Origin of the sequence: Levilactobacillus cerevisiae (assembly GCF_003946245.1) — a bacterium.
GTDB lineage: Bacteria > Bacillota > Bacilli > Lactobacillales > Lactobacillaceae > Levilactobacillus > Levilactobacillus cerevisiae.
In genome coordinates, this window is record NZ_RHNN01000020.1 from 1 (window position 1) to 23015 (window position 23015).

20 protein-coding genes and 2 tRNA genes are annotated in these 23015 nt (G+C 49.4%); 19 read left to right on the forward strand and 3 right to left on the reverse strand.

Going from position 1 to position 23015, the window contains the following annotated elements; all coding sequences use genetic code 11:
- Positions 1–152: 152 nt before the first annotated feature.
- Positions 153–749, reverse strand: coding sequence for an ATP-dependent Clp endopeptidase proteolytic subunit ClpP (gene clpP, locus EKM99_RS10185; RefSeq protein WP_125583316.1), 597 nt, complete (start codon positions 747–749; stop codon positions 153–155).
- Between the two features lie 699 nt (positions 750–1448).
- On the opposite strand from clpP, the gene EKM99_RS10190 reads away from it, so the two are divergent.
- The 3 genes from EKM99_RS10190 to EKM99_RS10200 all read left to right on the forward strand — a co-directional run bounded on the left by EKM99_RS10190 (position 1449) and on the right by EKM99_RS10200 (position 2792).
- On the forward strand, positions 1449–1895 hold the full coding sequence (locus EKM99_RS10190) for a LytTR family DNA-binding domain-containing protein (protein WP_125583317.1): 447 nt from the start codon (positions 1449–1451) through the stop codon (positions 1893–1895).
- Between the two features lie 5 nt (positions 1896–1900).
- Positions 1901–2638: a LiaF transmembrane domain-containing protein gene (locus EKM99_RS10195; RefSeq protein WP_125583318.1), complete on the forward strand. Its 738-nt coding sequence runs from the start codon at positions 1901–1903 to the stop codon at positions 2636–2638.
- An 82-nt stretch (positions 2639–2720) separates the two neighbouring features.
- Positions 2721–2792, forward strand: a tRNA-Arg gene (locus EKM99_RS10200).
- Between the two features lie 135 nt (positions 2793–2927).
- On the opposite strand, the gene EKM99_RS10205 is transcribed toward EKM99_RS10200, so the two are convergent.
- The gene (locus EKM99_RS10205; protein ID WP_125583319.1) at positions 2928–3527 is read right to left on the reverse strand and encodes an ECF transporter S component; all 600 of its coding nucleotides are present in this window, start codon (positions 3525–3527) and stop codon (positions 2928–2930) included.
- Between the two features lie 127 nt (positions 3528–3654).
- Between EKM99_RS10205 and EKM99_RS10210 the strand changes: the two genes are divergently transcribed.
- From EKM99_RS10210 to EKM99_RS10275, 14 genes are all read left to right on the forward strand, one after another.
- Positions 3655–3726, forward strand: a tRNA-Arg gene (locus EKM99_RS10210).
- 337 nt (positions 3727–4063) lie between these two features.
- Positions 4064–5092 (forward strand): sugar-binding transcriptional regulator, encoded by a 1029-nt coding sequence (locus EKM99_RS10215; protein WP_125583320.1) that lies wholly within the window; start codon positions 4064–4066, stop codon positions 5090–5092.
- Between the two features lie 68 nt (positions 5093–5160).
- Positions 5161–6171, forward strand: a complete 1011-nt coding sequence (gene gap, locus EKM99_RS10220; RefSeq protein ID WP_125583321.1) for a type I glyceraldehyde-3-phosphate dehydrogenase — start codon at positions 5161–5163, stop codon at positions 6169–6171.
- Positions 6172–6352: 181 nt separating this feature from the next.
- Positions 6353–7555, forward strand: a complete 1203-nt coding sequence (locus tag EKM99_RS10225; RefSeq protein WP_125583322.1) for a phosphoglycerate kinase — start codon at positions 6353–6355, stop codon at positions 7553–7555.
- A gap of 144 nt (positions 7556–7699) precedes the next feature.
- The gene (gene tpiA / locus EKM99_RS10230; protein ID WP_125583323.1) at positions 7700–8458 is read left to right on the forward strand and encodes a triose-phosphate isomerase; all 759 of its coding nucleotides are present in this window, start codon (positions 7700–7702) and stop codon (positions 8456–8458) included.
- A gap of 107 nt (positions 8459–8565) precedes the next feature.
- Positions 8566–9885 carry a phosphopyruvate hydratase gene (gene eno, locus EKM99_RS10235; protein ID WP_125583324.1) on the forward strand — a complete coding sequence of 440 codons (1320 nt, stop codon included), beginning with the start codon at positions 8566–8568 and terminating at the stop codon, positions 9883–9885.
- A gap of 145 nt (positions 9886–10030) precedes the next feature.
- Positions 10031–11269 (forward strand): LPXTG cell wall anchor domain-containing protein, encoded by a 1239-nt coding sequence (locus EKM99_RS10240; RefSeq protein WP_125583325.1) that lies wholly within the window; start codon positions 10031–10033, stop codon positions 11267–11269.
- A gap of 56 nt (positions 11270–11325) precedes the next feature.
- Complete coding sequence (locus EKM99_RS10245; protein WP_125583326.1) at positions 11326–12882, forward strand: ClC family H(+)/Cl(-) exchange transporter; 1557 nt, start codon at positions 11326–11328, stop codon at positions 12880–12882.
- Between the two features lie 95 nt (positions 12883–12977).
- Entirely contained in the window at positions 12978–13214 is a 237-nt protein-coding gene (secG, locus tag EKM99_RS10250) for a preprotein translocase subunit SecG (protein ID WP_125583327.1), read from the forward strand.
- An 83-nt stretch (positions 13215–13297) separates the two neighbouring features.
- Positions 13298–14041: an alpha/beta hydrolase gene (locus tag EKM99_RS10255; protein ID WP_125583328.1), complete on the forward strand. Its 744-nt coding sequence runs from the start codon at positions 13298–13300 to the stop codon at positions 14039–14041.
- 18 nt (positions 14042–14059) lie between these two features.
- Positions 14060–16477 (forward strand): ribonuclease R, encoded by a 2418-nt coding sequence (gene rnr, locus EKM99_RS10260; RefSeq protein WP_125583329.1) that lies wholly within the window; start codon positions 14060–14062, stop codon positions 16475–16477.
- 15 nt (positions 16478–16492) lie between these two features.
- The gene (gene smpB, locus EKM99_RS10265; RefSeq protein ID WP_125583330.1) at positions 16493–16966 is read left to right on the forward strand and encodes an SsrA-binding protein SmpB; all 474 of its coding nucleotides are present in this window, start codon (positions 16493–16495) and stop codon (positions 16964–16966) included.
- 88 nt (positions 16967–17054) lie between these two features.
- A complete protein-coding gene (locus EKM99_RS10270) occupies positions 17055–17798 on the forward strand; it encodes an amino acid ABC transporter ATP-binding protein (RefSeq protein ID WP_125583331.1) in 744 nt (247 codons plus the stop codon).
- 382 nt (positions 17799–18180) lie between these two features.
- A complete protein-coding gene (locus EKM99_RS10275; RefSeq protein WP_125583332.1) occupies positions 18181–19947 on the forward strand; it encodes a MucBP domain-containing protein in 1767 nt (588 codons plus the stop codon).
- A 48-nt stretch (positions 19948–19995) separates the two neighbouring features.
- Here the strand turns inward: EKM99_RS10275 and EKM99_RS10280 are convergent, their stop codons facing one another.
- Positions 19996–20550, reverse strand: a complete 555-nt coding sequence (locus tag EKM99_RS10280) for an LURP-one-related/scramblase family protein (protein WP_125583333.1) — start codon at positions 20548–20550, stop codon at positions 19996–19998.
- Between the two features lie 122 nt (positions 20551–20672).
- Here EKM99_RS10280 and EKM99_RS10285 point away from each other — a divergent pair, with 122 nt between their 5' ends.
- A complete protein-coding gene (locus EKM99_RS10285; RefSeq protein WP_125583334.1) occupies positions 20673–21392 on the forward strand; it encodes a uracil-DNA glycosylase in 720 nt (239 codons plus the stop codon).
- A 47-nt stretch (positions 21393–21439) separates the two neighbouring features.
- Positions 21440–22414 carry a phosphate acetyltransferase gene (gene pta / locus EKM99_RS10290; protein ID WP_125583335.1) on the forward strand — a complete coding sequence of 325 codons (975 nt, stop codon included), beginning with the start codon at positions 21440–21442 and terminating at the stop codon, positions 22412–22414.
- The last annotated feature ends 601 nt before the right edge of the window (positions 22415–23015 follow it).

A 23015-nucleotide genomic window follows, 5' to 3' on the forward strand; every position in this document is an offset into this window, starting at 1 on the left:
TTCAGTACTAACTCGCTTCAGCTCACACTCCTCCTAAACGATAACTTGAACCACATCTAAAAGAAACATGATTAAACCGGGATTAGTACTTGACTAATGGTAGAAAAAATAGCGCCGACCCGTAATAGGTCAGTGCTATTTCGCTACGCAGATTACTTCTTTTGTTCGCTAGTGTTCGTCATGATGTGGTCGATTAAACCATAATCTACGGCGTCTTGCGCACTCAAGTAGTTATCACGTTCAGTATCTTTGTTGATCCGTTCGATCGGTTGACCGGAGTTCTCGGCTAAGATGCCGTTGATTAATTCCCGCGTCTTCAAGATTTCACGAGCGGCAATTTCGATTTCAGTTTGTTGCCCTTGGGCACCACCTGATGGTTGGTGAATCATGACTTGAGCATGTGGTAATGCAAACCGCTTGCCCTTAGTCCCAGAGGAAGCCAAGACACTGGCCATGGAAGCTGCCATCCCCATCGTGATCGTTTGCACGTCGGATTGGATGAAGTTCATGGTATCGTAAATGGCTAAGCCGGAAGAAACCACACCACCTGGTGAGTTGATGTAAAGTGAAATGTCCTTAGTGGAGTCTTGGGCATCCAAGAAGAGCAACTGCGCAATGATGGCGTTTGCCATGTCATCTTCGATTGGACCTGACAACATAATGATTCGGTCCTTTAAAAGTCGTGAATAGATATCATAGGCCCGTTCGCCACGGGATGATTGTTCGATAACTGTTGGTACTAAATTCATGACAAGATAGCCTCCCTTATTAACAATTAAATGGCTAGCGATATGCTAACATGTTGTTAGTGTACCGCTATGGTCAGAGTAGGTCAAACGAAAAGACTCGCTGACGAATCACTGACGTTTTGACTAAAACCATCATAACAGAGTTTGGCTAAACGTCACGTATTCTGTCAGTCTTGCTGGAGAGTGCTAATTCCGTTACTGCTAGTGGAGACCTGCCGGCTTACCGTTCGCCAAATTTAGGCTGGAACGCTGTGGGTAGGACGGCCCAAGCCGAAGAGCGGTCTTGGAACTCGCTTTGAACCGCCAAGACCGCGTTTCAAAGGCGCCATTTTCCAAGAAAATCACATGAAAAATCCCACGGCTGAGCCTAAATTTGGCTCACTCCCGCCTACATAGACGGTGACCGATTATGGTGGACAAACGTTATCAATCTAGCAATGGTTACCTCAATGTCAGGTTGAAGAACAAGCGAAACCGGAGGACCGCCCCTCAGACCGCAGGCAGTCCCCACAGCAGCCGAAATCTCTGGCAGCCGCAGGTGGCAATTTTTCACAAATTTTCGATTTTCAATCTTTACCCGCAGGACAAAGTAAACCAACCATGACCACTTACGGCGGTTAAAGAACCAGTTGCGAGTAGGTTATTTATTTTTGGTTAAGGATATGGTTTACTAAGAACAAGCAGAGAGGGGGTGGCAGTGTGAAAATTCACGTGGTGGTGGACGATTCGGTGAGTGAGCCGGATGTCACGATTCGGGCAGCAGCGGATACAGACGTTAATGAGTTGGTGGCCGCGCTAGAAGACGTGGGCGCCGCACAGAGACGATTAACGGTCCGGCAACGGGGACAAAACTTTCAGGTCGCGGTGACCGATATCCTCTTTCTGGAGGCGGCCGATCATCAGGTCATGGTACATACGGCACTGGACGTGTTCACGACGCGGCAACCGTTGTATGAGCTGGCAGCTAACCTGCCGACCACTTTCCAACGTATTTCCAAGTCTGCCATTCTGAACCGCGAGCAAATATTTTCGCTGACGAAATCGGTAACCGGCAATTTGGTACAATTTCAAAATTCACACAAGCAAATCTACGTGTCGCGTCGCTACTATAAGGCGTTGAGAGAGGCACTAGAGGAAAAGGGGTAATGCATATGCATCGAAATTGGTTTTGGGGTGTCTTCCTCGTCTTGGCCGCTGGCATTTTGGTCACGAGTCGTTTGGGCGTGTTCACCTATCACATTGGGTTTTGGACGTTGTTGATTGCGATGTTTTTGGTTGCAGCGTTTGTTGAAAGTCTCATTCAGGTCACCGTTGGGGGCATGGTGTTCTCTCTGGCGTTCCTGGCAATTATTTTTGCCAAGCCACTAGGAATTGTCGCACTGGCACCTTGGACGATTCTGGGGGCGGCCTTACTTCTGACGGTGGGGCTGTCACTGATTATTAAGCCGCGGTGGCGGTGGCATCATCACGGTCCCCGGGTGATTGTGAACGGAAAAGGTTGGCATCACGGCGACTGGCAAAAAGATTGGCAAGAAGACGTGCAAGATGTCGATGACGCCGAAATGATCGTTGACGTGAACATGAGTAGTAGCATTCGTTACCTACAATCACAGGATTTTAAACGCGCAGTGATTAAGGTCTCCATGGGCAACGCCAAGGTGTATTTTGACAACGTCACTCTGAACGAAGCCGGAGCGGACATTTTGGTTGATGATTCATTTGGTGGCGTCGAATTGTATATTCCAAGAAAATGGCAAGTCCAAAATGACGTGAATACCAGTTTTGGTGCCGTCGAGGAAAAGGGCGTCCAAACGGTTGATGAGACAGTTCCGCAAGTGCACATTCACGGTAATGTTTCCTTCGGGGGACTGACAATTATCTACGTCTAAGAAAAATTTTGCGAAGACCCCTTGAATTTATATGCAGTATCAGGTATAGTAATTAAGTGCTAAAAAATACTGATGCTGTTATGCGCCCGTAGTGTAATGGATCGCACGTAAGATTCCGGTTCTTGAAATGGGGGTTCGATTCCCTCCGGGCGCATCAGTTGGTCGTGACCTGTGTGGTTGCGGCTTTTTTTGTGCACAAATTGAGCTGAGGCAGCGGTTGGCCGCAAAAAAAGCGCCTGGACATGAGCAAAAAGTTCAGGCGCAATAGCAATTTCTATTTTATTTTGGATTAAGCTTTAAGCTGATCCCAACGTTTACGCAAGGGGAGTGCAATGAGTGGGGCAATGAGCACGTCCAGAATCAATTCAGGCACACCGTTGGTCAACAGTGAAATCATGAGGACGTAGCCCAACGTTTGATTGCCCTTCGCACCGAAAGCTGCGGCGACGGCGGGCGTTTGGTAGAAGAAAAAGACCAGACCCAGCACCAATAACGTGTTGACAAGTGCGGCACAGCCAGCGGCAACTTGCATGGCGCGACGTTGCGACCAGTGCCGCTTAACGCCCCAGACGTAGAGTCCACCAGCGGCTAAGCCCATTAGCAGGCGGGGGAGAATCGAAATTAAAGGATTGACGAAAATCAAGGGGGCTACCGGGCTTGAAGGCCAGGTGAAAGCGCGAATGAAGGTGATCAGGCCCCAAAAACCACCGATGGCCATTCCATCCTTGGGCCCCAAAGCGGTCCCCGCGACAATCACGGTGAGGCCAATTAGGGTCATGCTAAATGGCCCAAAGGGGATGTACCCCAGAAACGGAATAATATTTTGTAGCAAAACAATCGCCATCAGTAAGGCGTCTACCACCAGGCGAAAGGTCTTATGTCGCGTCATTTACTGAACCTCCACGTAAGTTAATGCCGTTATTATAGCATGTTTTCCGCTGAAAAAAGCCGAACAGCCTTGTATTTTTATCCAAAATCAGTTATGCTGGTTTAGGTGTTATTCGTATGACTTTTATGCGCCCGTAGTGTAATGGATCGCACGTAAGATTCCGGTTCTTGAAATGGGGGTTCGATTCCCTCCGGGCGCATCACTAACAAATCGGTTATCTCATACCTTGAGGGTGTGGGATTTTTTTGTACACTGTATTAAGGCTGAACTTTCTGCACGCTGAAAGCAATACTGATAAGCAAAGATCACAGGCGGATGCCTCTGGTGGACGTTGCCATTGCGACCGTTATTTTCTAGTTTCTTCTATTGTAAGGGCTTACACAAATTAACGGACTTAATCACTTGCTAAAGCGGGGTTAGTGCCTTATACTAATAATCGTAAAAGGTTGGCTTTGGTTGGCCTTTAAATTTTTGACCAGGGTGGGCGGTTATCAGCCACCACTGGTCGACTACCGTCCCACTAGGAGGTAAGCAGGATGCATGAAGATTGGCAGTGGGTAGAAGCAATGATGCCCCAGATGGTTGGGAAACTGACCAGCCGCTTCCGTGTTCTGCAAGGCGTTGCCAACCTCCAACCGGTTGGTCGCCGAACACTTGCGACGAAGCTTGCTTGTTCGGAACGAACGGTGCGTACGACCACGGATGCTCTGGCAAGTTTGGGTTACATCCAAATGTCCGTCAAGGGGATGCAAATCACAGCTGCCGGTCAACGCGTGCTTCATGGGTTGACACCGGTCATGAACGAATTGGCTGGTCGTCAACAACGAGAGCGCGAGTTGGCAAAGCAACTGGGTATTGCCCATGCGACCATTGTGCCGGGGGACAGTACCGCAGCGAATGGTTCGCTGAACGGGGTTGCCCAAGCCGCGAGTCGCGTGCTTAATGAGCAGTTGCCGCAAGGGAAGAGCACCGTCGCCGTCATGGGTGGTCATACGTTGGCTACCGTGGCGGGGGCGCTCACCCCAGCATTGGCGGTGAACCGGGACTTGTTATTTGTCCCGGCTCGGGGCGGTGTTGGCGAATCCCCAGCGATTCAAGCGAACACGGTGAGTGCCACCATGGCGGAGAACACGAACAGCGAGTTTCGCCAACTCTACGTGCCTGAACAGTTGAACACGGAGACGTATAAGTCATTGTTCGCTGAACCAGCGATTGATGAAGTACTCCAGTTGATTGCACAGAGCAACGTGGTGATTCACGGCATCGGCCAGGCATTTGTCATGGCCGAGCGGCGAAATATGGATCCGCACGTTATCGCTGATTTATCCGCGGCCCATGCCGTTGGAGAGGCCTTTGGTTATTTCTATGACGACCAGGGCCACGTCGTCAGTAAGTTCCCCCGCATTGGGCTGGAAATTGACGACTTAGCCGCTAAACAATTAGTCATCGCTGTTGCCGGTGGTGCCGAGAAGGGGGCTGCAATTGCAGCCTACATGCGTTTAGCGCCAGCACAGACTTGGTTAATTACCGATGAAGGTGCTGCTGACTTTGTTTTAAAGAAGTGATACAATGAACATGTATTGCTTTTTAAAAAAATTATCTTTGTTTGCTTCCTGAAGGAGGAAATCACAGTATGACTGTAAAGATTGGTATTAATGGTTTCGGACGTATCGGCCGTTTGGCTTTCAAGCGGATTCACGAACTCCACTCAAGTGACATCGAAGTTGTTGCCATCAACGATTTGACGACACCCTCAATGTTAGCTTACTTGTTGAAGTATGACTCAACTCATGGTCGTTTCCCTGGCGAAGTTTCCGCTACGGACAAGGGCATTGTGGTTGACGGTAAGGAATACCCTGTATACGCTGACCCTAAGGCTCAAGATATTCCTTGGGTTAAGAACGACGGTGTTGACTTCGTTCTCGAATGTACCGGTTTCTACACTTCCGAAGAAAAGGCTCACGCCCACATCGATGCTGGTGTTAAGCGGGTATTAGTATCTGCTCCAGCCGGTGCCGTTACGACGGTTGTTCCTGGTGTTAACATGGATGCTTTAAGCAAGGACGACATCATCGTTTCTGCTGGTTCATGTACCACTAACTGTTTAGCACCTATGGCTTACTTCATGAACGAAGACTTTGGTATCAAGGCCGGGACTATGACCACGATCCATGCCTTCACTGCTACCCAACAAATCTTGGATGGCCCTCGCGGTAAGAAGATGCGTAACAACCGTACTGCCAGTGTTAACACGATTCCTCACTCAACTGGTGCCGCAAAGGCTATCGGTTTGGTTATCCCTGAATTAAAGGGTAAGTTACAAGGCCACGCACAACGTGTTCCTTTGACTGACGGTTCTTTGACAGAATTAGTTACTGTTCTGGACAAGAAGGTTACTGCTGACGAAATCAACGACGCTATGCAAAAGCATGCCGCAGGTAACGAAGCCTTCGGTTACAACGCCGACGAAATCGTTTCTTCAGACATCATCGATGATGACCACGGTTCTGTCTTTGACCCAACCCAAACTGAAGTTACGACTAACGGTGACACCCAAATCGTTAAGACTGTTGCTTGGTACGATAACGAATGGGGCTTCACTTGCAACATGGTCCGGACTTTATTGCACTTCGCAACTCTCTAATCCGACCGTTGTATCAGTAGCTTAATAAATAAGACTCACGAACGCGGCGGAGGGAGGAATTTCTTCGCTGCGTTTTTTGTAAGTCTTTGCAAATTTTGCACAAGTCCTTTGAAATTCTGAGGTAAGTGCTGTATATTGTGAAAGTAATCTTAAAAGATATTACTCAAGGAGGATTTCAGAATTGGCTAAATTAACAGTTTCTGATTTAGACTTAAAGGGCAAAAAAGTCCTGATGCGGGTCGACTTTAACGTTCCCATCAAAGACGGCGTGATTGGTAACGATAACCGTATCGTTGCTGCATTACCAACTATCAAGTACGTAAGCGAACATGGTGGCAAGGCCATCCTCTTATCCCACTTAGGTCGGATCAAGAAGGAAGACGACAAGCCAGGTTTGTCCATGCGTCCAGTTGCTGAACGTTTGTCCAACTTGTTAAACAAGCCAGTTACCTTCGTCCCAACGACTGAAGGCAAGCAGCTTGAAGACGCCATCGCTGGCTTAAACGACGGTGATGTTTTGGTTATGGAAAATACGCGTTACGAAGACGTCAAAGATGGCGAATACGTTAAGCGCGAATCCGGTAACGACCCTGAATTGGGCAAATACTGGGCTTCATTGGGTGATGTCTTCGTTAACGATGCTTTCGGGACGGCTCACCGTTCCCACGCATCTAACGTTGGTATCGCTTCAAACATGGGCCAAACGGCTGCCGGCTTCTTGATGGAAAAGGAAATCAAATTCATCGGTGGCGCTGTGGACAACCCAGAACACCCATTTGTTGCTATCTTGGGTGGTGCTAAGGTTTCTGACAAGATTGGTGTGATCGATAACTTGTTGGCTAAGGCTGACAAGATCCTTATCGGTGGTGGGATGACTTACACGTTCTACGCTGCTAAGGGCATCAAGATTGGGAACTCATTAGTTGAAACTGACAAGATCGACTTAGCCAAGGAAATCTTGGAAAAGGCCGGCGACAAGTTAGTTCTGCCTGTTGACTCCGTTGTTGCTGAAAAATTTGACAACGATGCTGCCCACAAGACGGTTGATGGCGACGTGCCTGATGGTTACATGGCCTTAGACATTGGACCTAAGTCCATCGCTGAATTCAAAGATGTTTTGAAGACCGCCAAGACGGTTGTTTGGAACGGCCCAATGGGTGTCTTTGAAATGAGCAACTACGCTGAAGGAACTTTGGAAATTGGTAAGTTCTTGGGTACTTTGACGGACGCTAAGACGATTGTTGGTGGTGGTGACTCAACTGCCGCTGTGCAACAATTGGGCGTTGCTGACAAGCTTTCCCACATTTCTACTGGTGGTGGTGCTTCTCTCGAATACCTCGAAGGAAAGGCCTTACCAGGGATCGCTGCAATTTCTGATAAATAAATAAATAAAGAGCTGTGGTGGTTGGCATCACGGCTCTTTGTTGTGATGGTCGCGCATTGTTAAGAGTCTTCGCTGGCTTATCTGGTGGGAATTCGGTAAGATGATGAGCGTAGTCAATTTATTTTTAGGAAAGGGTGGATTAGGTTGCGGATACCACTCATTGCTGGTAACTGGAAAATGAACAAGACGGTAACGGAAGCACGCAGTTTCGTTGAAGCTGTGCAGGGCAAGTTACCGGCTGCGGATGTCGTGGAAACGGCAATTGCCGCGCCTGCGTTGTTTTTGCAGACCATGTTAGATGCCAATACTGAAGATGTCCTACGAATTGGGGCGGAGGCTTGTTACTACGAGGATGACGGGGCGTACACGGGTGAAACCAGTCCGCGCGCGCTTCACGAGATGGGGATTCCTTATACCATCGTCGGTCATTCGGAACGGCGCCGGTACTTCAACGAGACGGACGATGTGATTAACCGGAAAGTGCAAGCTGTTTTTCGAAATGGCATGACCCCCATCGTCTGTTGTGATGAAACGATGGGCCGCCGAGAATCTGGTGAAAAAATTCACTGGGTCGTTAACCAAGTGACCGCTGCGCTCAAGGGCGTTAGTGCAGCCGATGCCACCAAGATTGTGGTGGCGTATGAACCCAGTTGGGCCATCGGCAGTGGCACCTCTGCTTCGACTGATCAAGCCGAAGAGGGCTGTTACCTGATTCGCCAAACGTTAGCTGACATCTATTCGGATGAATTAGCTAATGGCGTTCGAATTTTATATGGCGGCAGCGTGAAACCGGACAACATTGCTGGCTTAATGGCCAAGAATAATGTCGATGGGGTGCTCGCTGGTGGGTCAAGTTTGGATGAAACCTCTTTCATTCAGCTGGCAAACTACCAAAATTTGTAATTCGGGCAAAATGTGATTGAAAGTTCAAAGTTAAACTTATAGAATAAAGCATGGGATTGTTGTTTAGTTCCCGTGAAGCCAAACACTCATAAGGAGAGAATACAAAAATGTCTATTATTTCTGATATTTACGCACGCGAAGTCTTAGATTCTCGTGGTAACCCAACTGTTGAAGTTGAACTTTACACTGAAGCCGGTGCTATGGGCCGGGGGATCGTTCCTTCTGGTGCCTCAACTGGTGAACATGAAGCCGTTGAACTTCGTGATGGCGACAAGAGTCGTTTCATGGGTAAGGGTGTTACTAAGGCTGTTGACAACGTAAACAACATCATCGCCAAAGAAATCGTTGGCTACGATGTTACCGACCAACGCGCCATTGACCAAGCCATGATCGACTTGGACGGTACGCCAAACAAGGGCAAGTTAGGTGCTAACGCTATCTTAGGTGTTTCCTTAGCTGCTGCCCGTGCTGCTGCTGACGAATTGGGCCAACCTTTGTACAACTACCTAGGCGGGTTCAATGGTCACGTCCTTCCTACGCCAATGATGAACGTTATCAACGGTGGGAAGCATGCTAACAACAAGGTTGATTTCCAAGAATTCATGATCATGCCTGTTGGTGCCAAGACCGTCAAGGAAGCTATCCGGATGGGTTCAGAAACGTTCCACAACTTGAAGAACTTGTTGAACGAAAAGGGCTACTCCACTGCCGTTGGTGACGAAGGTGGGTTCGCTCCTGACTTGAAGAACAACGAAGAACCATTCGAAATCTTAGTTGAAGCCATCAAGAACGCCGGCTACGTACCTGGTAAGGACGTTGCTATCGCCTTTGACTGTGCCTCATCAGAATTCTACAATGCTGACACCAAGAAGTACGAACTTAAGGGTGACGGCAAGGAATACACTGCTGAAGAATTTGTTAGCTTGCTTGAAAGCATCGTTGACAAGTACCCAGTTGTTTCCATCGAAGATCCTTTGGATGAAAACGAATGGGAAGACTGGAAGATGGCTACTGAACGTCTTGGCAAGAAAGTCCAAATCGTTGGTGACGACTTATTCGTTACGAACACGGATTACTTGGCAAAGGGTATCAAGATGGGCGTTGGTAACTCTATCTTAATCAAGCTGAACCAAATCGGTACTTTGACTGAAACTGTTGAAGCCGTTGAAATGGCTAAGCAAGCTGGTTACACGGCCGTTATCTCTCACCGTTCTGGTGAAACTGAAGACACGACCATCGCTGACTTAGTTGTTGCGTTGAACGCCGGTCAAATCAAGACTGGTTCAATGAGCCGTGGCGAACGGATCGCTAAGTACAACCAATTAATGCGGATCGAAGACCAATTAGGTAAGACTTCCGAATACAAGGGGATTCACTCCTTCTACAACCTGGACGAAGATGCGCGTTTAGCCATCATCAACAAGTAATTTTAAAAATGAAATCAAAGAAGCAGGTCCAGCGATGGGCTTGCTTCTTTTTTTCGTGAATTGAAAAAAATCAAAAAAAGTTCGAGCAAAATAAAATAATCGCGTGTTCATTACGGAGTTAACTTTAACGAAGGGGGAATACAAGATGAATAATTTTGCGAAGTTACGTGTTATGTTGTTGATAGTTGGTGGATTTGCCGTGGGGATGGGGGCGGTTAGTGCGTTTGCGGATAAGGATGAGAGTAAGCCATTGCCTGAACCGTACGATTTAGTCGTCGAGCACTACATTCAGGGGATAAATGAAGATGGTTCAACAAGTAACGAATTGTACGATACACGGACGCAACATGTTAGTCGCACCGGTAAGATTGGCAAATTGCCGGAACTAACGAAAGCGGGATTTAGTTGTCGAGATAAGGAAATCCTGACAACGCCAAATGCCTTTGGGACCACGTTGCTTTACATTGGGGTGACCAAGTCGGCAAACGTGCACATCAGTTTTGTTAACGAGGACAGCAAATTACTTTGGGAAAATAATACTGGTGGAAAACTGACTTTAGGCGGTAGACCGGTCCTTAGGTTGAAGCCTGGATACGGGTTAATCGACCCTGAAGATGCGAAACGGTTTGTGTTGAAACAGAATGACAACTGGACGGTTGGTGTCAAGAAAGTGGGGACTGGATCGGTTGAGACAAATGGGAAACCTGTTCTAAATCCTGACAAGTTAAATCCAGGGGCAAATAATGTCACGGTCGCACCGGAACCGCTACCTCAGCCAAAACCGCTTCCGAGCCTACCGCCAGTCCCTAAGCCAATAATTCCCAGCACGCCTGGCACAACGCCAACACCAATCCCTGTACCAGTTCCGGTGCCAATCGTACCGGGGACTCCGGGGCATAAACCACAGCCAGCACCCAAGCCCAAACCAGTTCCCATTCCAATCGTCACTGGGTCACAGAAGCCTCACGTGACACAGCCGATGCAGCCAAAGCCTGCACCAGAAAAGGAGCAAGTTGCTCCAGCACCGGATGCGGTCGTGAAGCCGCAGGTAAAGCCAATCACCAAGCATCCCTTGGCACACCAAGGTTTAGCGGACTGGTGGCACCCAGTAACAGCGGAAGAAACTGGCGCGACTACGGAGTCACAGGTAACCCTGAAGAAGCCCCACACAATGCAATCTCAATCCGCAAAGCAACCCGCTGGACTCCACCACCGTCGTTCCGGTACGCAGCAGACACCCCAGTCGCGACCCCAGCAACAGCAAAGGTCGACGCAGGCAAAGTTACCGCAAACAAATGAACAAACGCTTCCAATGGCTTGGTACGGCGGTAGCCTGCTACTAGGACTCACAGGCATTGCGAAACGGCGGCGGATTCGTCACTAGTTAACCGCGGATTTGTGCTAAACTAGTTGATAGACAAAAAACGGAGGAATCGCCTAATGAAACGACAACTACACACCCAACATGATCTCACACGCCTCAATGCCATCTTTTACGGAAGCATTGTCGGCCTCTTGGCTGGGGTGGTCGTCAGCACGTTTCGTTTGGCCATAGAGCACCTTATTAAGCTGATGCAAGTAATGTACGGCTGGTTCGGCCAGAATCCCTGGTGGCTCATTCCATGGGCAATTTTGCTGGTAGGGGTGGCCGTCCTGATTGGTCATTGGACAAAAGAGACCCCCATGATCAAGGGCTCCGGAATTCCCCAAGTGGAAGGCCAGTTGGCTGGTGAGATGGATTACGCTTGGTGGCCAGTCCTCTGGAAAAAGTATGTGAGTGGGATTCTAGGGATTGGTGCCGGCCTGTTCCTCGGGCGTGAAGGCCCCTCGATTCAGTTAGGGGGGACGGTGGCCCAGGGAGTCGCTGAAGGCTTTCATCTCAAAGGGAGCAAACGACGACTCCTGATCGCCGGTGGTGCGGCGGCAGGGTTATCCGCTGCCTTCAACGCGCCAATTGCGTCAACGTTATTTATTCTTGAAGAGGTTTACCATAATTTTTCGACACTGGTTTGGCTCACGTCGCTGACCAGTGCCGTCGTTGCCAATTTTGTTTCCAACGAATTTTTCGGACTGACGCCGGTGTTACACATCACCTATCACCAAGCATTGCCATTGAAGTATTATTGGCTACTGCTGGTGCTGGGCATTGGGCTGGGACTGCTGGGATACGCCTATCAGTGGGTCACGTTACGTGGTGGTGACTGGTATGCGAAAATTATCTGGTTACCACGCCACTTAGACGGGATCATTCCGTTCTTGCTGGTGATTCCAATCGGCCTGCTGTGGCCCATCTGCTTGGGTGGCGGGAACCAGATGATCGTCGTCTTTGCGAAACACACACCGCTGTTGATGCCGTTGATTGGCTATTTCATCCTCAGATTCTGTTTTTCCGCCATTAGTTACGGTTCCGGTCTACCAGGGGGGATTTTCTTACCCATCCTGACGTTAGGTGCATTGCTGGGCGCCATTGGTGCACGGAGCTTTGTGGCTGTTGGCTGGTTACCGAAAATGTACGTGGCCAACTTGATTATCTATGCGATGGCCGGTTATTTTGCCGGGATTTCCAAGGCACCGTTTACCGCGATTCTACTGATCACAGAAATGGTCGGGACCCTTCATCATTTGATGCCGCTTGCGGTAGTGGCCATTGTGGCTTACATTACCGTGGACGTGCTGGGGGGTGCCCCAATCTACGAAGCCATGTTACGACAAATGGTGACGCCAGCGGGTGCTAAGGATGCCGGGCCAACCGATCGGGTTGAGTTTGCCGTCAATGAAGGCTCAGGACTCGCTGGGCGCCAGGTTCGTGACTTGGTTTGGCCAGAGGGCTCACTGTTGGTCAACGTCCGGCGGGGCGAGCGCGCACTGATTCCCCGTGGCGACACAATCTTACGGCCCGGAGACATCCTAGTCGTGTTCACGTATCAGCATAATCGTGCTTTTGTTCGGCAACAACTTACCCAGTTAAACGATTCTCATCCTCATTTGGCCGATTAACCAAGCTGGGGGCTGGTAAAAAGTGGCCGACTATGATAAATTGGTAAGGTATAGTTAGACCTATTAGACCTATTCGATAGGTAGGAGGCAAATTTGTGTATAACTTTTTAATGACCTGTATTTTAATTGTTGCTGTACTGATTATCATTGCGGTAATGATGCAGCCTGCCAAGACCAACGACGCGTTGTCCGCTTTATCTGGTGGTGCGGATGACTTGTTTGCAAAGGCTAAGCCCCGTGGCTTTGAAGCCTTCATGCAAAAAGTCACAGTTGTCTTAGGCGCCCTCTTCTTTGGGCTGGCACTGGCTTTAGTTTATCTATCTTCACACTAGAGTAGAATGTAGGCCTCCTGTTTATTCGCTACAGGGGGCTTTTTTACAAGCTACCCCAAAATAGCGGAAAGTGGTGGTTTTACATGATTCGAAAACCAACCCCGCTCTTTTTCGAGCAGGGGCCTCAAGCAGTGATTTTACTGCACGCTTATTCCGGGAGTTCCAACGATATGCGGATTCTAGCACGGCGGTTTCAAGCTGAGAACTACACCGTGCTGGCACCCATCTTCAGTGGGCATGCGACGGGAGATCCCGCTGACATTTTGCGGCTGGGGTCACCCAAGCAATGGCGGCAGGATACGCAAGACGCCATTGCCTCGTTGCAGGCACGTGGTTACCAGCAAATCGCCATCTTTGGCCTGTCACTGGGTGGGTTGTTTGCGACCCGGGCATTACAGGAACATCCCGAGCTGCTCGGTGGTGGGACGATTGCCTCCCCCGTCATCTACCGGGGGCAAACGAACGTGCCAACAGCATTCATTGAGATGGCACGCGCTAGTTACCAAGCACAGAACATCACGGGGGATGACCAGGAACAACGCGTGAGTTGGCTGAAAGAGCATCTCAACGCGCAACTCATGGCCATTCAAGCCTTCGCTGATACGACGGCGACCCATTTAGACCGAATCAAGCAACCCGTTTTCATTGCCCAGGGAGATGCGGATCAGATGATTGATCCCCGCTCTGGTAAATGGCTAGCGGAAGCTTATCCGGCCGACCAAATTGATTTTCACGAGTACGCTGGTGCAGGACACGTTTTAACCGTGAACACCGCTCACCGTGCATTAGAAACGGACATTTTAGCTTATCTACAAACAATCTTTTAAAATAACGAGGAATCGATAGTGCAAGAAAATACATTGAAAACAGAGTTAACAGCTTTCTTTCGGGCTCACTCGGAAGGTAGCTATACAGTTGAAGATATCTCGGATGCACTCCATTACCACGGCTCAGCGGCTTTTAAGCTGATCGTGCAGGAGTTAGCACAGTTGGAACGCGACGGGCTCGTTCAAGTAACGGACCACGGCCATTTTGAACTGGATCCAAGTCAGCGAACGTTGACCGGGATTTTCCATGGCAACGACAAGGGCTTCGGCTTTGTCGCATATGATGTAAACAAGATTGAACCGGACGCCTACATTGCTCCCAACAATACGTTGCGGGCATTGAATGGTGATACCGTCAAGATCGAGATTGTCCGTGCGGGTGACCCCCGTAGCGGCAAGGGACCTGAAGGTAAGGTTACCGAGATTGTGGAACACCACTACGAACAAGTCGTGGGTGAGTTCTTCAAGACCGATGACGACAACGGGTACCTCGGCCAAGTTCGCTTGACTGATAAAAAAGTCATGAAGTACAAGTTCTACGTCACTGAAGTTGGGTTGAACCCAACACCAGGTGAAGTGGTGACGGCTGAAATCACCGAATACCCTAGCGCAGAACATCCTGATGCCATGGTTGGTATTGCCAAGCAGGTCATCGGGAGCGTTGACGATCCCGGTATCGATATTTTACAGATCGTGTACCAACACAACATTCCGTCAGAATTCCCTGAAGAAGTGATGCAGGCCGCTGATGAAATTCCAGATCACGTGTTACCAGAAGAAATGACCGGTCGTGAAGACATTACCGATCAGGACCTGGTTACGATTGATGGGGAATCATCTAAAGACTTGGATGACGCCGTCACGGCTTGGAAACTGCCTAACGGTAACTATCACTTGGGTGTCCACATCGCGGATGTTTCCCATTACGTGCAAGAAGATTCTATCTTGGACAAGGAAGCTTACAAACGTGGGACCAGTGTCTACCTGACCGACCGCGTTATTCCAATGTTGCCACGGCGGTTGTCTAACGGCATTTGTTCTCTGAACGAGGGCGAATTGCGGTTATGCATGAGCTGTGACATGGAAATTGACGACTCCGGTAACGTGGTTAAGCACCGGATTCACCCATCCGTGATGCGTTCTAAGGCGCGGATGACGTATACCGCTGTGAACCAAATCTTGGAAGCCCATGATCCATTGACCATGGACCGCTACAAGGAACTCGTTCCCATGTTTGAAACGATGGGCGAGTTGCACAAGATTTTGGTTAAGCACCGGAAGCGTCGTGGGGCCATTGACTTCGATGACCGCGAAGCAGAAATCATTGTTGATGATAAGGGTCACGCCATTGACGTGCAATTACGGACGCGTGGTGTGTCCGAACGGATGATTGAATCCTTCATGTTGGCGGCCAACGAAACGGTTGCGGAACACTACTTCCGTGCCAAGGTGCCATTCTTGTACCGGGTCCACGAAACGCCAGATGGCGATCGGGTCCGGAGCTTCTTCGAGTTCTTAACGGCCTTCGGGATCAACGTTAAGGGTGACCCGAACCACTTGCGGCCAAAGATGTTGCAAGGGATTCTGAAGCAAGTAGCTGGCAAGCCGGAAGAAGCCATGGTTTCCGTGATGATGTTACGGAGCCTGAAGCAGGCGCGCTACGCTGACCAATCCTTAGGTCACTTTGGGTTGGGTGCGGAGTTCTACACCCACTTCACGTCACCAATTCGGCGGTACCCAGATACCATGGTTCATCGGATGATTCACTATTACGAAGACCACGGTACCGGTGCGGACAGCAAAGAAAAATTTGCCCCAATCTTGGAAGAGATCGGTGTGCACACGTCTGAAGCTGAACGGCGCTCAATCGATGCCGAACGTGATACCAACGATATGAAGATGGCTGAATACATGGCTGACCACGTCGGTGAAGAATTTGACGCCGTCGTTAGTTCCGTCATGAAATTCGGGATGTTTGTCGAATTGCCAAACACCATCGAAGGTCTGATTCACATCAGTCGTATGCAGGATGACTACTACGAATACGTCGAAAAGTACCTGGCCTTAGTGGGTCGGAATACGCGGCGGACGTACCGGATCGGTCAAGAAATCCGGGTTAAGGTTATTCACGTCGATAAGGAACAAAGTGAAATTGATTTCGAATTATTAGACCCTGAAAAGGCCCCAACCAGTGACTTATTGCCACACCGCGAACACCGTTCTCGTGGTGGTAATTTCCACGGGCGGAGTAACAACAGCAACGGCCACAGTAATGGCAATAACCATGGCAGTGGCAACAACCGCAATGGTGGCAATCACCAAAACGGGAATCAACGATCATCGAATCAACGCGGCGGTAACAATAGCCAACACCGGAGTAACAACACTCAGGGTGGCGGCCAACACCGTAACAATTCACAAGGTGGTCGGCACTAAGCGAGGTGACTGAACTTGGCGAAGAACAAGACCAAGAAAACACCAGATAACGTTTTAGCTCAAAACCGGAAAGCCCGGCACGACTATGCGGTTACGGAAACGGTTGAAGCGGGACTCGTTTTAACTGGGACTGAAATCAAGTCATTACGGGAGCGGCGAGTGAACCTGCAAGATGGCTTTGCTCAGGTCCGTAACAACGAAGCGTGGTTGATGAACGTCCACATCAGTGAGTACGTTCAGGGAAACCGATTCAACCATGATCCGCTGCGGAACCGGAAACTTCTGTTGCACAAAAAGGAAATTCGGCGGTTAGGCCAAGCCACAATGGACAAAGGGGTCACCCTGATTCCGTTACGGATGTACCTGAAGCATGGATTTGCCAAAGTGCTCCTGGGGGTTGCCCACGGGAAACGAGAGTATGACAAGCGTGAGACAATCAAACGGCGGGAACAAGACCGGCAGATTGCTCGTGTGATGAAGCATTACTAGACACATCAAGGGGGTAGCTGAACTAGTTTGGTTCGGCTGGCCCTTTTTACATAAAACTAGGGTTGGTTGCAATTGGGAGGTTAATAGGATGGTTACAACACCAAAGATTCAGGTGAAGGATTTACACAAGGCATTTGGTGAAAACGAGGTTCTGAAGGGCATCACGGTCGATGTCCAGGAAAAGGAAGTCCTCTGCATGATTGGGCCTTCAGGTTCCGGAAAGAGTACGTTTCTCCGCTGCCTGAACGGCTTGGAAAAGATGACGAGCGGCACGGTTCTGATTGATGGCCAGCGGGTTGGTGACCCGAAAGTCAATCTGAACCAGATTCGGGAGAATATCGGCATGGTCTTTCAACACTTCAATTTATTTCCCCATTTGTCAGTCCTGCAAAATATCATGTTGGGTCCCGTGCAGTTAAAAGGGTTGCGTAAACCTGATGCCCAAGTGCGGGCGGAGAAGTTGCTCGAGCAGGTTGGCTTGGAAGACAAGGCCAACGCGATGCCGCATTCTTTGTCCGGTGGCCAACAACAGCGGGTTGCCATTGCGCGGGCCCTGGCCATGGAGCCCGAGATTATGTTGTTTGACGAACCCACGTCGGCTTTAGATCCGGAAATGGTGGGGGATGTCCTCCAGGTGATGCAAGATCTGGCCGAAGGTGGCATGACCATGGTGGTCGTAACACATGAAATGGGTTTCGCCAAGAACGTTGCCGACCGTGTAGCCTTTATGGATGACGGTATCATTCAAGAGGCAGGCACGCCTACCGAAGTCTTCGACCACCCACAGAATCCGCGGACCCAGGAATTTTTGAATAAGGTCTTGAACGTTTAGACAGAAAGGTCCAACTGGTAAAAATCAGTTGGACGTTTTTTGTTTTCTCAGTAAGTATGTTAATCGGTCTAACTACTGCTGCAACAGTGTTAATAGTGTTTGTTATCACTCGATAAAAATAATGGTAGATAACACTGTTAATCAGTAAACGTTTATGGTATTATATCTATGAAGAAAGATTTCGCCAATATATGACGTATTTATTGATTGACTGAACAAACTAAAACAGGACGGATTAACGCGGTGAGTTTACTTGAAAGACAGTGAGCAGTCGTTGACGATTGGTGACTCAGTATGAACTAGGGCATACCGCTGAATTGTAAACGCTAACATCGACTGCGGGTAACGATTTCGTAAAAATGACCGTTAGGAGGGGAAACTTATGAAATGGCAAGCAACAGCTCTATTACTCGGATTAGCGTTGGGGGTCGGCCAGCCAGTGAGCACCGTTCTGGTGCCAGCAGTGGTGCCAACGGTGACGGCGCGGGCCGCTACCACCACTGAGGCCGACCTCGCCACTGGGACTTATGGGAGTGTCGATTGGGTTTTGACTAGTGAAGGCGTCCTCCATTTGAGTAGTGGGACGTTGCCTGATGAGAATCCCGTACCAGCAGTGCAGACGGGGCAATTTGCCTATCAAATTGCGTTGAAACTGGGCATGACGGATACGCAAGCAGCGGCTGATTTAGTCACTAAGGTCGTTCTTGATGGACCTGTCAGGGTGGGAGAAAGTGCGGTTGACCTATTTGCGCAGCTGCGTAACGTCACATCATATGAAAATTTAAAGCAATTAGATACCAGTCAGACAACTGATATGACCGGTATGTTCCGAATTCAGGGACGGGATTCAGTTACTACTGATATGGACGTCTCCTCGCTTGACACGAGTCATGTGACCAAGATGACCTTTATGTTTTACGGTCAGAAGTCCCTCAAGCAACTGGATGTTAGCAACTTTGACACGTCACAGGTAACAGTTGCCACGTCAATGTTTAATGGTGATCACGCACTGACAGAACTAAATTTTGCGAAAGCAACTTTTGAAAATCTCGTTGGAACGGGTACTATGTTTATGTTTAATGGTTCAGGGATAAACATTTTACGCCTGCCTAAATTTGCGCCACCGGCTAATTTTAAGCCCACAAGTTTCTTCTCAGGGATCCCAATTACTGAGCTGACATTAGGGCCAGCAACGACCTTCAATGGCTTCAATCCCAGTTTGTGGAATGCACAGACGATTGAAAACGAATACACGGGTCTCTGGCAAGCAGTGGGCACTGGTACTGCTCAGAATCCATTGGGCGAACAGTTCGCGACTGGTAAAGCCGTTACCGACTTGTACAACACGGCTGATAAACCGACTGCCGTGGAAACCTACGTCTGGGAACCAGTTAACCGGGTCATCGAACCCACGACGCCACCCGTCGTAACGCCGCCCGCAGTCACCGTGGGGCAGCCCGTGACGGTCCAGTATCTCGACGCACAGGGGAAATCTCTGGCCAGCAACCAAGTCTTGACCGGTAACCTGGGCGAGAGCTATCAGGCCAACCAGTTAACCTTTACCGGCTACAAGCTGACTAAGACGGACGGCCAAACTAGCGGCACGTTCACCAACCAGGCCCAAACTGTGACCTTCCACTACGCCCGCGACCTACAATCCGGTGGGGATGCGGCGACCGTAGCGCCAATCGCCAGTGTCGTTTACGCTACCAAGAAGATTGGGTTATACCGGACGAAGAACTTCTCCAAGAAGACCGTCAAGCACTGGTATCACAAACAGAAGCGAACCAACCGGCCGATGTTTGTGGTGCAGGGCACAGCACTTTCTAAGAACGGAAATCTCCGGTACAAGGTCAAGGACGTGAACCATAACTCCAAGACGACTGGCAAGACCGGTTACATCACGGCCAAGAATAGCTACGTCACTTCCGTCTATTACGCAACCAAGCACGCACAAGTTAAAGTGATTGCGAAGAACGGGGTCAACGGGTACAAGCAAAAGGCATTGAAGACGAAGCAGCTGAACTACAAGCAGGGCAAAGTCTTAAAGATCAAAAAGATTGTCGCTTACAACAAGACGACCCGTTTCCAATTAACCAACGGCAAGTATGTCACGGCTAACAAGAAGTTAGTCATCGCCGTGCCGTAAGTAAACAGGCTTCACCCGGACGTGTCATGCGCCGAGTGAAGCCTGTTTTTATTTATTATCGTGTTTTGTAAACTGCGCAATATCGCCCGTTGCTGGTGCCCAAACGTGGTTGCGGAGGGGATTCAGGGCCTGCTGTTGATGCTTTGCCCAGCGGTCGAGAATCGCCGCCAAGCAGATGACCAACGCTTCATGATCCGGCTGGTCGACGGCTAGGGTGGCCGTGCCACCACCGGACTGACTGACTTGATCAATCGTGGCAATTAAATCGCGGCCGTGATAAATTTTAAAATGGCCACTGTTCAGGTTGCCCATGATAATCCAGTTGAGGCCCCGAACGAACAATACCTCACGGATTAGGCCAAAAGTCTTACTAACGCGGCCGACCGTTTGGCGGTGATAAATCAAGCGGAATTTTGGTAACAGGCCCAATGACTCCTGCTTGACCTCAGCTTCCAAGTCACCGGCAATCGTATAGACCGACAGCACGTCCGCTCTAAGCCCCCATTTGCCCACGAGTAAATAGCATGACTGATTCGACGTGTCGCGAATGACCGTGGTGGCCTTGGCCGAAAGTGCGGCCTGATTTAGGTACAGTGTACGCATGGGGACCCTCCTTTGATGCAACCTCTTCGTTGTTAAACCCATTCTAACATGTTTCGCTAGAAGCTGTTCGATAATATCATTTACGCTGCCATTATGATAGAATAAAAGGCGAGGTGTTGGGAATGAAACCGTTTATTCATAATGACTGGTGGCCGGTGCTTGAGCCCGAATTCGAGCAGACTTATTATCAAGAACTGCGTGAATTTTTGGTGCGAGAGTATCAGCACTACCGGATTGATCCGGACATGTATCATATTTTCACGGCGTTTGAGTGGACACCGTTTAGCCAGGTCAAAGTGGTTATCTTGGGGCAAGACCCGTACCACAATCCTGGCCAAGCTCACGGGTGTAGCTTTTCCGTTCGTCCGGGGACACCGATTCCGCCGTCATTGAAGAATATTTACAAAGAACTCGAGAGTGACTTGGGCATCAAGCCGGTTAACCATGGCTATTTGGAAAAATGGGCCAAGCAAGGTGTCCTGTTACTCAACTCCGTTCTCACCGTCCGCGATGGCAAAGCTTTTTCTCATCAGGGACACGGTTGGGAACGGTTAACGGACGCGGCGATTGCCAAGTTGTCGGCCAGAGCTGAACCGGTAGTGTTTATCCTGTGGGGTAGCGCCGCTCGGTCCAAAATCAGCCTGATCGACACGCAGACCAATATCGTTTTGCAGGCACCGCATCCCAGTCCGTTGTCCGCCTACCGCGGATTCTTTGGGTCCAAACCATTTTCCAAGACCAACATCGCATTGACATCATTAGGAGAAACGCCCATCGATTGGCAGCTACCAGAACACGTTGCCGAAGACGAGGGGCCGGACTCAGCATCCAACCAAGCATAGACAGAGTGAGAATTGATTCGTGGGATATTTTATGGAGGTCATTATCTATGGAACTTTTTGATAGTCTCAAGCAAAAGATTAATGGACAAAGCAAAACCATCGTTTTCCCTGAAGGGGAGGATGCCCGGGTCTTGGGTGCCGCTAGCCGCTTAGTCGCTGACGGGTTGATCAAGGCCGTTGTCTTAGGCAAGCAAAGTGACGTTGAAGCCACTGCCAAGGACAACAATATCGATTTAAGTCAATTAACGTTATTGGACCCAGCTACCATTCCAGCCGACCAACACAAGGAAATGTTAGATGCCTTGGTTGCCCGCCGGAAGGGGAAGAACACCCCAGAACAAGCCACTGAAATGCTCAAGGATCCTAACTACATCGGGACGATGATGGTCTACATGGGCCAAGCCGATGGGATGGTTTCCGGTGCCGTTCACGCAACTGGGGACACCGTGCGCCCTGCCTTACAAATTATTAAAACCAAGGAAGGCGTTCACCGTATCAGTGGTGCCTTCATCATGCAAAAGGGTGATCAACGTTTCGTCTTCGCTGACTGTGCCATCAACATCGAACTCGATGCTCCCGGCATGGCAGAAGTCGCTATCGAAAGTGCGCACACTGCTAAAGTCTTTGATATAGATCCTAAGGTTGCCTTACTTAGCTTCTCCACCAAGGGCTCTGCCAAGGGTGACATGGTTACCAAGGTTCAAGAAGCAACCAAGATTGCCCACGAAACGGCGCCTGATTTAGCCGTTGATGGTGAATTACAATTTGATGCCGCCTTCGTACCGAGTGTTGGTGCGCAAAAGGCCCCAGACTCCAAAGTTGCTGGCCACGCTAACGTTTTTGTCTTCCCAGAATTACAATCCGGGAACATTGGCTACAAGATTGCACAACGTTTCGGTGGCTTCGAAGCCATTGGACCAATCCTGCAAGGCCTGAACAAGCCTGTTTCTGACTTGTCTCGTGGCTGTGACGAAGAGGATGTTTACAAGGTTGCCATCATCACGGCAGCCCAATCACTTTAATCTTTCATTTCTTGGACACAAATGAATCGGTTAAATAAAGATACCCGGATTGCTATTTCGTAGCAGTCCGGGTATTATTTATCTGGTAGTCGTGAAAACTATTTTTTACGGACGGTTAAAGATGATATTAGCGTCCGTTCCCGCCGGCAGATTCAAGGTTCCCTGCTGTGGGGCACGGTTCCAGCCTGAGGGGCGGTCTTCCACCTCGCCAGAGAACCTCGCTGTGAGGCACGAGTTTCTCTGGTCGGCCCATGTCCAGAGCTGAGAAATTCTCTCAGCTCCGGACATCGACACAGCTGGGAACCTTGATCTGCCTCTGGTCACTTTACAATGTGGCACCAATTTGATGGCGACGAAAAGTTTTCATGACAAAGTTTTGAACTTGCCTTATGATTGGATAACTTATTTTTCCGTTCCTGAGTTAAGCACGCCCTTTAAATTTAGCGTGCGTTTAGAAAAGCTGTGGCTATTTTCACCAGTCCTGCGGCGAGACAGTATTTGAAAGATAACTGGCCTCTGACCTATCATAAAATAAGCTAAAGGCTGAAAATTAAATTGTCGGCATAGTCCGCTACATGGTAGGATATAACGCTGGATATTG